The organism is Micromonospora sp. NPDC048898 (genome assembly GCF_043198035.1).
Lineage (GTDB): Bacteria > Actinomycetota > Actinomycetes > Mycobacteriales > Micromonosporaceae > Micromonospora.
In genome coordinates, this window is the sequence record NZ_JBICUF010000004.1 from 330,218 (window position 1) to 343,074 (window position 12,857).

Sequence of the window (12,857 nt, forward strand, 5' to 3'; positions counted from 1 at the left end):
GCCCCCCCCCCGGGGGGGGGCGCCCCCCCCCCCCCCCGCGCGGGCCGGCCCGGGGGCGGGGCCCGGGGGGGGGGGGGGGTGGGGGGGGGGGGGGGGGGGGGGGGGGGGGGGCCCCCCCCCCCCCCACCACTGCGAGCAGAGTCAGGTCGGATCGGTGGTACGCAGCCAGACCGCGGTGTCCGACGGCAGCAACCCGTCGTCGAGCGGCCCGCTGGCCAGCAGCAACTCCCCCTCGGCCGGCATCGGCACCGCCGTGTCGGAGAGGTTGACCAGGCAGGTGAAGCCACCGCCACGGCTGAACGCGAGTACCCCGTCCGGGGCGGGCAGCCAGGTCAGCTCGCCGTCACCGAGCGCCGGGTCGGCCCGCCGGGCCTGGATCGCCGCCCGGTACAACTCCAACATCGAGGCCGAGTCGCCGGTCTGCGCGCTGGCGGTCCGGTCCTTCCAGTCGGCCGGCTGGGGCAGCCACGGCGTCGTGGCCCCGGCGGGACTGAACTCGAACGGTGGCTCGTCACCAGCCCACGGCAGGGGTACGCGGCAGCCGTCCCGGCCCGGGTCGACGCGGCCGGACCGTTCCCACATCGGGTCCTGGCGCAACGCGTACGGAATGTCCTCGACCTCGTAGAGGCCCAACTCCTCGCCCTGGTAGACGTAGGCGGCGCCGGGCAGCGACAGTGAGAGCAGCGCGGCGGCGCGGGCCCGGCGGGTGCCCAACTCCAGGTCGGTGGGGGTCCCCTCGCGCTTGGCCGCGAAGCTGAACCGGGTGTCGGCCCGCCCGTAGCGGGTGACGTGCCGGGTGACGTCGTGGTTGGAGAGCACCCAGGTGGCCGGCGCGCCGACCGGCGCGTGCGCGCTCAGCGTCCCGTCGATGCTCTCGCGCAGCGCCGAGGCGTCCCACGCGCAGCCGAGGAAGTCGAAGTTGAACGCGGCGTGCAGCTCGTCCGGGCGCAGGTAGTTGGCGAACCGCTGCCGGTCCGGCAGCCACACCTCACCGATCAGGGCCCGATCGGCGTACTCGTCGGCGACCCGACGCCAACCCCGGTAGATCTCGTGCACCCCGTCGAGGTCGTGGAACGGGTGTGGCTGGTCCGGGTGCACCTCGGGCAGCGTCCCGTCCTTGACCAGCAGCCCGGCCGAGTCGATCCGGATGCCGTCCACGCCCCGGTCGAACCAGAACCGCAGGATGTCCTCGAACTCCGCCCGTACCCGGGGGTGGTCCCAGTTGAAGTCCGGCTGCTGCGGGGCGAACAGGTGCAGGTACCAGTCGCCGGGGGTGCCGTCCGGGTTGGTGGTGCGGGTCCAGGTCTCGCCGCCGAACTCGCCGATCCAGTCGGTGGGCCGCTGGTCGCCGTTCGGGCCCCGGCCGGGCCGGAACCAGAACAGGTCCCGCTCCGGGGCGCCGGGCCCGCCGGCGAGCGCCGCCTGGAACCAGGGGTGCGCGTCGGAGCAGTGGTTCGGCACCACGTCGACGATGGTCCGGATGCCCAGCTCGTGTGCCTCGGCGATCAGCGCCTCCGCCTCGGCGAGGCTGCCGAAGACCGGGTCGATGTCGCGGTAGTCGGACACGTCGTAGCCGGCGTCGGCCATCGGCGAGGGGTACCAGGGGCTGAACCAGATCGCGTCGACGCCGAGCGCGGACAGGTGGTTCAGCCGGGACCGGATGCCGGCGATGTCACCGATGCCGTCGCCGTTACCGTCGGCGAAGCTCCGGGGATACACCTGGTAGATCACGGCTCCACGCCACCACGGACTTCTGTCAGCTGTGGACACGAGCACCTGCTTTCTGCGTCAGTACGTCGGCGGGTCAGCCGGACCTGGATATGTGTTCGGGCGAACTGTCGTTGTTCGCCGCGCGGAAGGATGCGCTGGTGGCTATCCCTTGATGCTGCCCGTGGTCAGACCGGACATGATGTTCCGCTGGAAGATCAGGAAGACGATAACTGTCGGAATCGCGGCGATGACCGACGCGGCGATGACCACGTTCATGGGCGTACCACCCGCGAAGGAGTAGATGCCGACGCTGACCGTCCGGGTCTCCGGCGACGGCATGACCAGCTTCGGCCAGAGGAAGTCCTTCCAGACCGCCGTCATGGCCAGAATCGCGACGACGCCGAGGATCGGCCGGGACATCGGCAGGATGATCGACCAGAGCGTACGCAGTGGGGTGGCCCCGTCCACCAGGGCCGCCGCCATCAACTCCTCCGGAATCGAGTCGAAGAACCGCTTCAACAGGAAGATGTTGAATGCGTTCGCCACCAGCGGCAGCCAGATCGCGAACGGCGAGTCCAGCAGGTTGATGTGCACGATCGGCAGGTCGATCACCGTCACGTACTGCGGGACGATGAGGACCATCGCCGGAATCATCAGCGTCCCCAGCATCAGCGCGAGGATCACGTTGCCGAAGATCGGCCGGAGCTTGGACAACGAGTACGCGGCAGCCGCGTCCAGGACGAGTTGGAACAGCACCGCGCCGATCGCGTAGTAGAACGTGTTGAACAGCAGCTTGGCGAGTTCCAGGTTGTTCCAGGCGTCGATGTAGTTCTGCGGCTGGGGATCCTTCGGGAACAGCGTCGGTGGGGTCTGCGCGATCTCCTGGCCGGACTTGAGCGCGCCGGTCACCATCCAGTAGAGCGGGCCGAGGAAGACGAGCGTGAACCCCGCCACGACGACCACCAGCAGCGTCCAGTAGATGACCCTGCCGCGTCCTCGGCTGAGCTGGGCCTGGGAGATGAGGGTCCGGGTGCCGGATTCCTGTGCCATTCCTCGCCGTCCTAGTCCTGTTTCGCACTCAGCCGCAGGTACACGGCGGAGAAGCCGGCCAGCACCACGAGCATGATCACGCCCAGTGCGGCGGCACCGTTGAGGTCGTTCTGGAAGAACCCGTGCTGGTAGATCAGGTACGCCACGGTGGTCGCGGAGTCCTCCGCGCCCGCGCCGTTGGCGAGGATCAGCGGCTCGATGAAGAGCTGCATCGTGGCGACGATCTGGATCATCGCCAGGAGCGCGAGGATCAGCCGGGTCTGCGGGATCGTCACGTGGCGGATGCGCTTCCAGATCCCCGCGCCGTCCAGCTCGGCGGCCTCGTACAGCTCGCCGGGGATGCTCTGCAACGACGCCAGGTAGATGAGCACCGCGCCGCCCATGTTCATCCAGGTCGACGCGATCACCATGGCCGGCATCGTCATCTCCGGCGACTGCATCCACTGCGAGGTGGGCAGGTGCAGCGCCTTCAGGATCGCGTTGAAGAGCCCGGCCTCACTGGGGTCGTACGCGTAGAACTTGAAGAGGTACAGCGCCGAGGCTGGCGGCAGCATCACCGGCAGGTAGACCAGGATCCGCAGGTAACCCCTGGCGTGCCGGAACTCGTTGAGCAGGACCGCCACGAAGAACGGCACCGCGTACCCGAGGACGAGCGCGAGCGCCGTGAAGTAGAGCGTGTTCTGCCAGGCCGGCCAGAAACTCGGGTCGGCGAGGAGGCGGGAGTAGTTGTCCCAACCCACCCAGGTGGTCTCGCCGCGCCGGGTCCGCTGGAAGCTCATCACGATGCCGCGGACCATCGGGTACCAGGAGAAGACGACGAAGCAGAGCACCGCGCCGATCAGGAACGCGTGCCCGGTGAGGTTGTCCCGTACCTTGCGGCCGAGGCTGGTGCGCTGCGGCCCGGCCGAGTACGGCAACGGCGGGCGGCCCGGTTTCCTGGGGGTCTCCGGGACGGTGGTGATCGCCAAGGCAACTCCTGGGTGAGTCGGTGACGTCGACGACGTGGCGCGGATGGTGTGGGGGCCGGTTCGGCGTACCGGCCCCCACACGACCTGTCAGCTCTCTGCGGCGAGGAGCTGGTTGACCTTCTCCTCGGCGGTCTTGAGCAGCGCGTCGATGTTCGCGTTCGGGTTGGTCAGCACACCGGACATAGCGGCGTCCAGCACCGCGTAGACCGCCTGTGCGTTGCGCGGCTCACCCTTGATCGGCACCGGGGTGGCCTCGAAGAGCGCGAAGTTCGCCGTGTCGACGTTCGCGTTCGCCTTGCGCAGCTCCAACTCCTGCTTCTGCGCCGCACTGCCGTTGGCGAAGAGCAGCGGCTGGGGCAGACCCACCGGGTAGTTCTGCGGCTTGGCCCGGACGTAGTCGAACTGGCCCTTGCCCGGGGTCAGCTTCTGGTACGCGATCCACTTCATGCCGGCCTTGACCTGCTCGGGGGTCAGGTCCTTCTTGAAGAAGTAGCCCTCGCCGCCACCGAGCGTCCCCTTCGCCGGGCCGTCCTGGCCGGGCAGCGGGCTCATCGCCCAGTCCTGGAACTTGCCCTGGAACTGGCTGACGATCGCCTGGGTGGCGTCCGGTGCGCCGATGAACATGCCCACCTTGCCCGCGCCGGCGTTCGTCAGCAGGTCGCCCCACTGCAGCAGCTGACGGGAGCCCATGCTGTTGTCGCCGTACCGCATGTCCTTGATGTTCTGCAGGACCTGCTTGCCCTGGGCGTTGTTGAAGTCGGCCTTCTTGCCGTCCTCGGTCAGCACGCGACCACCCTGCGAGTAGAGCAGGGAGGTGAAGTGCCAGCCGCCGGTGTTGCCGGCGCTGTACTCCGAGTAGCCCGCGACGCCGTTGCCGAGCGCGGAGATCTTCTTGGCGGCGGCCCGGACGTCGGCCCAGGTCTTCGGCGGGTTGTTGACGTCGAGCCCGGCCTTCTGGAACAGGACCTTGTTGTAGACCAGGCCCATCGAGTAGTTCTTCACCGGTACGGCGTAGAGCTTGCCGCCGTCGGTGAAGACCTCCTTGAGCGCCGGGTCGACGCTGTCCCAGGTGGGGATCGTGTCCTTGTTGGCGTACTGGGCGATGTCCATCGCCTGGCCCGAGTCCAGCACCTGCTGGAGGTCGGTCATGTAGCCGTAGAACACGTCGGTCACGGTGCCGCCGGCGAGGCGGGCGGTGAAGTCCGGCGGGTTGTTGCACTGCTCGCCGACGCTCACGCTCTTGACGACGATGTCCGGGTTCTGCCGCTGGAACTCGGCGACGTCGTCGTTCCAGTTCTTCAACAGCTCTTTCTGGGCGCCGACGGGCTGGCAGTCGACAGTGATGGTGACCTTGCCGCCGGCGGTCGTGTCCTTGTCGTCGCTCTTCGTGGAGCACGCCGTGAGGCTGAGCCCCAGGCCGGCCACGAGCGCGACCGCCGCAGCCTTTCGGTATTGCGGTACGGACATCTGTCCATCCCTTCGGGAACGGGTGACTCCAATGACCTTCGCTGATCTGCGGTGATGCGACCTGACGCCCAGTAGCTGCGTCGGAGCCAGGTGTGAGTGGAGTCACTGTAGCGAGGGGGACTCATTTCGGCAAGGTATCGACCCTGTTCCGAAAAGACACGACGTGATTACGGCAGATGTTTGCAAAGCCGTGAAAGTAGCCCTGTTTGTTGTCCTTTGATCCCTTATGGTGGGTCATTCGGCAAGGTCGATGCCGGTCCTGGTGCGCAACGACGAAAACGGCCGCCGACCGCAGGAGGGGTCGACGGCCGAGGCGTCGGGTGAAACGGTCGCAACCGACCGCAGGCGGGGGCGGTCGTCAGCGACCGGGGGCGGAAGCTGTCGTCAGCGACCCGGGGCGGGAGCGGTCGAGCCGCGAACCACCAACTCGGGCTCGAACAGCAACTCGTCGTGCAGCACGCCGGCACCTTCGATCTGGGTGACCAGCAGATCCACGGCGGCCTGCCCCATCGTCTCGATCGGCTGCCGCACCGTGGTCAACGGCGGGTCGGTGCACGTCATGAACGCGGAGTCGTCGAAGCCCACCACCGACACGTCGGCCGGCACCGAGCGACCCAACCGCCGGGCCGCACGGATCGTGCCCAACGCCAGGACGTCGCTGGCGCAGATGATGCCGGTGACGCCCCGCTCGACGAGTTTCGTCGCGGCGACCCGCGCACCCTCCATCGAGAAGCTGGAACGCTCGACGCACTCGGCGTCGGCCGCACCCCAGCCGGCGGCCCGGATCATCGCGTCCAACTTGCGACGGGACGGCACGTGCCCCTCCGGGCCGAGCACCATCCCGATCCGCTCGTGGCCGAGCGAGCGCAGGTGCCCGTACGCCTGCTCCACCGCGACCGCGTCATCGGTGGAGACCCGGGGGAAGCCCAACTCGTCGACGCCCGCGTTGACGAGGACGACGGGAAGGCCCCGGTCGGTCAGTCGACGGTAGTGGTCGTGCCGGGCGTCGGCGAGCGCGTACGAGCCACCGGCGAAGATCACCCCGGAGACCTGATGGTCGAGGAGCATCTCCACGTAGTCCATCTCGGACACGCCGCCGATGGTCCGGGCGCACAGGGCCGGGGTGTAGCCACGCTGGGCGAGGGTCCCGGTGACGACCTCGGCCAGCGCCGGAAAGATCGGGTTCTGCAGCTCGGGCAACACCAGCCCGACCAGCCGGGCGCGTTCGCCGCGCAGCTTGGTCGGCCGCTCGTAACCCAGCACGTCGAGTGCGGTCAACACGGCGGTGCGGGTCGCCTCGGAGACCCCGTCACGGCCGTTGAGCACCCGGCTGACGGTGGCCTCGCTGACGCCTGCCTTCTTGGCAACTTCAGTCAACCGCTTGGTCACAGCCGCAATCGTACGTCACCGCAGTGAAAGAAATGAACAGCAAAATGCAGCGTTTGCCGGATAGCGGTCTTGATCGACTCGGCTTTCAGGAAGTCGCGGTGTCGAGAGGCCCCGGACACCGCGACTTTCATGAAGTCGAGTGGATCAAGCGCGCAGAAGCGGCGCGGCGCGGACGGTCAGGACAGGTCGCCCAGGGCTGCCTCGATGGCCCGGTGGAAGGTCGGGTACGCGTAGATCATGTGGCGGAGCTGACTCAGCGGCACCGCCGCGTGCACCGCCACCACCAGCGCGGAGAGCACCTCGCCGCCGGCCGGGCCGACCGACGTCGCGCCGATCAGCACGCCCTGGTCGGCGTCCGCGACGAGCTTGATGAAGCCGTCGTCGCCGACCCGGTGGATCCAGCCCCGGGTGGAGCTGCCGAGCTTCGTGAAGCCGACCTGCACGTTGATGCCGCGTTCGCGGGCCTGTTGCTCGGTGAGCCCGACCGCGCCCACCTCGGGATCGGTGAAGGTCACCCGGGGCAGCGCACGGTAGTCGGCCCGTGGGACGGTGCCGGCCGACCCGCTCGACCCGCTCGCGGCCAGTGAGCTGGACGCCCCCATCGCGCCACCGACCACGCTGGACGTGCCGCTGGCGTCCGCACCCGCCTTCGTCTGCCGGGCCAGGGCCAGGATGTCCGCGATCACGATCCCCGCCTGGTACATGGCGATGTGGGTGAAGGCGCCCTCACCGGTCAGGTCGCCGACCGCCCAGACCCGGTCGGTGACGTGCAACCGGTCGTCGACCGACAGGTAACGCTGGTTGGCGTCCACGCCGATCGTGTCCAACCCCAGCTCTTCCAGGTGGGCCCTGCGCCCGGTCACCACCAGCAGCCGGTCGGCGGTGAACTCCGCCCCGCCGCCACCGCGCAGGACGAACCGGGTGCCGTCGTGGTCGACCCGTTCGGCGCGTACCCCGGTGTGGATCTCCACGCCGTCGGCGCGCAGCGCCGCGGCGGCGACGTCGGACGCCTCCGGCTCCTCGACGGCCAGCACCCGGTCGAGTGCCTCCACCACGGTGACCCGCACTCCGAAGCGGGCGAAGACCTGGGCGAGTTCCAGGCCGATCGCGCCGCCGCCGAGCACCAGCAGTGACTCCGGCAGTTGGTCGGCCTCGATCGCCTGGTGGTTGGTCCAGTACGGGGTGTCGGCCAGGCCGTCGATCGGCGGCACCGACGGACGGGTGCCGGTGCCCAACACGACCCCGTGGCGGGCCTGGAAAACCTGGTCACCGACCCGGACCCGGGCCGGGCCGTCGAAGCGGCCACTGCCGCGCACGAGCCGGCCGCCCTTGCCGGTGAACCGCTCCGCCGCGACGGTGTCGTCCCAGGTGTCGGTGGCCTCCTCGCGGATCCGCCTGGCCACGGGTGCCCAGTCGGGTTGGACCTGCGCCGTCCCGGCCAGCCCGTCGACCCGGCGGGCCTCGGCGAGCGCGTTGGCGGCCCTGATCATCATCTTGCTCGGGATGCAGCCCCAGTAGGGGCACTCCCCGCCCACCAGGTCCCGCTCGATGCCGACGACGCTCAGGCCGGCCTCGGCGAGTCGCCCGGCGACCTCCTCGCCGCCGACCCCGAGCCCCACCACGACCACATCCACCAGCTCCGGCTCTGCCACCGCAACAGCATCCCCCAGCGACACCAGCGCAACCACCGGGGCCGGAGAAAAAGTCGACACGCTCACCCGTGCCGGCCCCTTACGGTGGCGGGATGCACGCACGCTTCGCTCCGGTCCGGGACTGCTTCCACGACCTGCTCACCTCCGGCCGGGAGACCGGCGCGGGCCTGGTCATCTGGTACGACGGTCAGCCGGTCGTCGACCTGGTCGGTGGGACCCGGACCGGCGCCGAGCCGTGGCGGCCGGACACGCTCGTCAACGTCTACTCGGTCGGCAAGCCGGTGGCCGCGCTCTGTCTGCTGATGCTCGTCGACCGGGGGCAGGTCGACCTCGACGCGCCCGTCGACAGGTACTGGCCGGAGTTCCGCACCCCCGCCACCGTGCGCCAGGTGTTGTCGCACACCGCCGGGCTGCCGGCCTTTCCGGTGCCCCGACCCGCCGCCGCCATCGCCGACTGGGCGCTGCTCGCCGGCGACCTGGCCGCCGCCGACCCCGAGTGGTCGCCCGGCTCGGTGGCCGGCGAGCACGCCTGGACGTACGGGCACCTGGTGGGCGAGGTGGTCCGTCGCGTCGACGGGCGGTCGGTGGGCCGGTTCCTGGCCGAGGAGATCGCCGACCGGTGGCAGCTCGACCTGGCGTTCGGGCTGACCGAGGCGGACCAGCGGCACTGCGCCGACCTGCGCTACGGCGACCCGGGGTGGCCGACCCGGGCGCTCGGCGAGCCGGGCTCACTGCGGGCGCGCGCGATGGGCAACCCGGCCGGTGGGCAGGATCTCGCCGTGGTGAACAGCCCGCTGTGGCGGGCTGCCGAGATGCCGGCGGTCAACCTGCACGCCACCGCACGCGGCCTGGGCCGGCTCTACACCGGTCTGCTGGCCGGCGGTGTCCTGGACGGGGTTCGGCTGTTCGGCGCGGAGCTGGTGGCGGAGGCGACCCGGGTGCAGTACGACGGGCCGGACCTGGTGCTGGACCGCCCGGCCCACTGGACGCTGGGTATGCAGTGGGAGCCGGACGGCAGTTGGGGCATGGGCGGCCTCGGTGGCAGCAGCGCGTGGGCCGACCCGGAGCGCGGTTACACCTTCGCGTACGCGACGGCGCACCTCGCCGAGCACGACCGGGTGGACGAGCTGGTCGAGGTGTTGCACTCCTGCCTCTGATCAGCGCAGCCAGACGGGGTCGGTGCCCGGCACCGAGAGCGGCGGTGGATAGTCGGGCGCCTCGGGCAGTTTCCACGGTTGGTGGACGGCCTTACCCCGCACCGTCGCCAACACCGGCACCCACCGGCGTACGTAGTCGCCGGCCGGGTCGTACCGTTCGGCCTGCCGGACGGGGTTGAACCCCCGGTACGGCCTGGTGTCGTTGCCGGTGCCGGCGACCCACTGCCAGTTGCCGGAGTTGTTGGCCACGTCCCCGTCCAGCAGCCAGCGGGAGAAGACTCCGACACCGCCCCGCCAGTCCTGCCCGAGCGACTTGGTCAGGTAGCCGGCGGTGATCAGCCGGGCCCGGTTGTGCATCCAGCCCTGCGTCCGCAGCTGCCGCATCCCGGCGTCGACGATGGGCACTCCGGTCCGCCCCTCGGCCCAGGCCGCCAACGCGTCGTCGTCGTAGCGCCACCGCTCGGTGGCACCCCGCCGGTACGCCGCGGTCGAGATCTCCGGAAAGGCGGCGGTGACCTGGTAGTAGAAGTCCCGCCAGCAGATCTGCCGGACGAACGGCCCGGACCGGTCCCCGGCGCGGTTGGCCACCGCCAGCGGGGACACGCAGCCGAAGCGCAGGTACGGGCTGAGTCGGGAGGTGTCGTCGCCGGCCATGTCGTCGTGCTGGTCGGCGTACCGGTCCAGGTCCGGCAGCCAGTCGGTGAGCCGCTGCCGGGCGACCCGCTCACCGCCGACCGCCGCGTCCGGCGAGTCCCCGGCCGGAAGCGCCGGCAGTCGGCCCACCCGCACGCCGTCCGGCAGCGTGATCCGGGCCGGCGCGGCCAACTCCTCGCGCCACCGGTTGGCCGCCCAGGCCCGGTGGTAGGGGCTGAACACCCGGTAGTGGTCGCCGCCGCCACCGGGCCGCAGGGCTCCCGGCTCGACCACGGTCAGCCCGGGAAACAGGCGCAGGTGCAGCCGGTGCCGCTCGCACTCGGCGCGCAGTCGCCGCTCCCGCCGGCGGGCGTAGTGGCTGACGTCGGCGGAGAGGGCGACGGCCGTGGCACCGACCTCGCCGGCCAGCCGGATCGTCTCGGCCACCGGGTCACCGTGGCGCACCACCAGGTCGCCGCCCCGCTCGCGCAGCTCGGCGCGCAGGTCGGCGAGGGCCTGGTGCAGGAACCGGGTGCGGTTGGCCGACCGGTCGGCCAGCTCCGGGTCGAGCACGTACAGCGGGACCACCCGGTCGAAGGCCGCGCAGGTGGTGGCCAGCGCCGGGTGGTCGTGCACCCGCAGGTCGCGGGTGAGGAGCACGATCGCGGTGCCTGCGGTCACCGGGTCTCCGGAGCGACGGTCGGCCCGGGGATGGTGACCGGCGTACCGGTCGAGGTGAGCAGCGCCCGTCCGACCACAGCCATCCGTCGCCGTTGCGGCACCACGGCACGCCGGACGAAGACGTCGTAGTCCTGCGCGGCGACCTCGTCGAGGATGCCGCCGTAGAGGACGTACGCGGTGCGCATGCAGGCCTGCGAGGCCGGCGCCAGCATGGTGATGCCCGGTGCGGCGGCCGCGTAGTGCGCCTGCGCGCGGGTCACCTCGTACTCGATCAGCTCGCGGATGCGGGGTGTGCCGCGGCCCCTGGTGCCGGCCTCGACCAGCTCGTCGCGGGTGACCCCGAACTTGGCCAGGTCCTCGTCGGGCAGGTAGGTGCGGCCCCGGTCGAGATCCTCCGCGACGTCCCGGATGAAGTTGGTGAGTTGGAAGGCGAACCCGAGCTGCCGGGCCGGCTCCCGCGCCGCCGCCGGGTCGGAGCTGCCCAGGATCGGCAGCATCATCGTGCCGATGACCGCCGCCGAGCCCTCCATGTAGTCGAGCAGGTGGTCGTAGGTCGGGTACGCCGTGACGGTCAGATCCATCGCCATGCTCTTCAGAAACGACGCGAAATCGTCCCGGTCGAGATCGAAGACCGCGATCGTGTGCAGCACGGCCGGCAGCAGCGGATCGTCGACGGGCGCACCGCGCAGACCAGCCACGAACCGGCTGGCCCAGTCGTCCAGGCGGGCGGCCCGCTCGGCCGGCGGCAGGTCCTCGGTGCGGTCGACGATCTCGTCCGCGTACCGGGTGAACCCGTAGAGGGCGTGCACATGTCGCCGTTTCCACGCGGGCAGCAGTCGGGTGGCGAGATAGTAGGTGCGGCCGTGACGTTTGTGCAGCTCACGACACCTGTCGTAGGCAGCGGTGAGATCTGTGTCCACCGGCCCCTCCTCATTTATCGACGCACCAATCGACGCAACTCGCAGCCTAGGGTACGCTCAGCCGCATGGCCAACGACGCGGTTGCGGGCAGTGCGACTCGTGTGGCGGCGGCAGTCCCGGTCGACCGGGACGACCCGGTCGGTGCCGTTCTGGCCGCGTACACCCATGAGCTGGTCGCGGCGGTCGACGAGACCCTGACCACCTTCCTCGCCGCCGAGGTCGAGTCCCTCGCCGAGATCGACGCGTCGATGGGCAGCTTCGCCGCCTCCGCGCGGGAGGCCGTCCTGGTCGGCGGCAAGCGGATCCGGCCGACGTTCGCCTACTGGGGCTGGCGCGGGGCGATCGGCGGCGCCGAGGCACTGTCGCCCGTGCTGCCGGCGCTGGCCGCGCTGGAGTTGCTGCACACCTTCGCCCTGGTGCACGACGACGTGATGGACGCCTCCACCACCCGTCGCGGCCGGCCCACCGCACACGTCGCGCTCGCCGAGCAGCACATCGCCGCCGGCCACCGCGGTGATCCCAGGCGGTTCGGCGAGGCCGTCGCCGTCCTCATCGGCGACCTCTGCATGGTCTGGGCCGACCGGTTGCTGGCGCACGCCACGGTGCCACCGGCCCGCCTGTTCGAGGTTCGCCGCTGCTACGACCAGATGCGGGTGGAGACGGTCGCCGGGCAGTATCTGGACGTGCTCGGCGAGAACGACCCGGCCAACTGGTCGGTCGACCGGGCGCTGCGGGTGGCCCACTACAAGACCGCCAGCTACACCGTCCAACGACCACTGCTCTTCGGCGCCTGCCTGGCCGGGGTGCCCGCCGACGACCCGCTGATCTCCGCGTACACCCGCTATGGCCTGGCCGTCGGCGAGGCCTTCCAGCTCCGCGACGACCTGCTCGGCGTGTACGGCGATCCGGCCGCCACCGGCAAGCCGGCCGGTGACGACCTTCGCACCGGCAAGCCGACCACGCTGTTCATGCTGGCCCGGCAGTTGGCCACGCCGGCGCAACTCCAGGCGTTGGAGCGCCCCGGTGACACACCTGTCGACCGGTTCGCCGAGCTGGTGGCCGAGACCGGGGCGGTGGCCCGGGTGGAGCGGATGATCGCCGAGCGGGTGAGCGACGCGCTTGCCGCGCTCGACTCCGCACCCCTGGACCGTACGGCGCGAACCGCACTGACCGGGCTGGCCACCGCCGCGACCAACCGGCGGGCCTGATGCGCGATTCTCTCGAGGAGGT

The 12,857-nt window shown here is 70.7% G+C and carries 10 protein-coding genes; 2 read left to right on the forward strand and 8 right to left on the reverse strand.

Translation table 11 applies throughout. The features are described 5' to 3' along the window. Nucleotides 1-141: 141 nt before the first annotated feature. The 6 genes from ACGFIQ_RS14550 to ACGFIQ_RS14575 form a co-directional block, all read right to left on the reverse strand. Nucleotides 142-1,731: a glycoside hydrolase family 13 protein gene (locus tag ACGFIQ_RS14550; RefSeq protein WP_393243672.1), complete on the reverse strand. Its 1,590-nt coding sequence runs from the start codon at nt 1,729-1,731 to the stop codon at nt 142-144. Between the two features lie 141 nt (nt 1,732-1,872). After that, nucleotides 1,873-2,760, reverse strand: a complete 888-nt coding sequence (locus tag ACGFIQ_RS14555; protein WP_357555798.1) for a carbohydrate ABC transporter permease — start codon at nt 2,758-2,760, stop codon at nt 1,873-1,875. Nucleotides 2,761-2,771: 11 nt separating this feature from the next. After that, nucleotides 2,772-3,728 (reverse strand): carbohydrate ABC transporter permease, encoded by a 957-nt coding sequence (locus ACGFIQ_RS14560; protein WP_393243674.1) that lies wholly within the window; start codon nt 3,726-3,728, stop codon nt 2,772-2,774. 87 nt (nt 3,729-3,815) lie between these two features. After that, nucleotides 3,816-5,195 carry an ABC transporter substrate-binding protein gene (locus tag ACGFIQ_RS14565; protein ID WP_393243676.1) on the reverse strand — a complete coding sequence of 460 codons (1,380 nt, stop codon included), beginning with the start codon at nt 5,193-5,195 and terminating at the stop codon, nt 3,816-3,818. Between the two features lie 384 nt (nt 5,196-5,579). Then, complete coding sequence (locus ACGFIQ_RS14570) at nt 5,580-6,584, reverse strand: LacI family DNA-binding transcriptional regulator (protein WP_393243678.1); 1,005 nt, start codon at nt 6,582-6,584, stop codon at nt 5,580-5,582. Between the two features lie 176 nt (nt 6,585-6,760). After that, complete coding sequence (locus ACGFIQ_RS14575) at nt 6,761-8,236, reverse strand: dihydrolipoyl dehydrogenase family protein (protein ID WP_393243679.1); 1,476 nt, start codon at nt 8,234-8,236, stop codon at nt 6,761-6,763. 92 nt (nt 8,237-8,328) lie between these two features. Here ACGFIQ_RS14575 and ACGFIQ_RS14580 point away from each other — a divergent pair, with 92 nt between their 5' ends. Beyond that, a complete protein-coding gene (locus tag ACGFIQ_RS14580; protein ID WP_393243681.1) occupies nt 8,329-9,393 on the forward strand; it encodes a serine hydrolase domain-containing protein in 1,065 nt (354 codons plus the stop codon). Here the strand turns inward: ACGFIQ_RS14580 and ACGFIQ_RS14585 are convergent, their stop codons facing one another. Both ACGFIQ_RS14585 and ACGFIQ_RS14590 read right to left on the reverse strand, forming a co-directional pair. Next, on the reverse strand, nt 9,394-10,707 hold the full coding sequence (locus ACGFIQ_RS14585) for a cryptochrome/photolyase family protein (protein ID WP_393243683.1): 1,314 nt from the start codon (nt 10,705-10,707) through the stop codon (nt 9,394-9,396). It abuts the gene before it with no gap. Further along, nucleotides 10,704-11,627: a phytoene/squalene synthase family protein gene (locus ACGFIQ_RS14590; protein ID WP_393243685.1), complete on the reverse strand. Its 924-nt coding sequence runs from the start codon at nt 11,625-11,627 to the stop codon at nt 10,704-10,706. The genes ACGFIQ_RS14585 and ACGFIQ_RS14590 overlap by 4 nt, the downstream gene beginning before the upstream one ends. Before the next feature lie 65 nt (nt 11,628-11,692). Here ACGFIQ_RS14590 and ACGFIQ_RS14595 point away from each other — a divergent pair, with 65 nt between their 5' ends. Next, a complete protein-coding gene (locus ACGFIQ_RS14595; protein ID WP_393243687.1) occupies nt 11,693-12,835 on the forward strand; it encodes a polyprenyl synthetase family protein in 1,143 nt (380 codons plus the stop codon). The last annotated feature ends 22 nt before the right edge of the window (nt 12,836-12,857 follow it).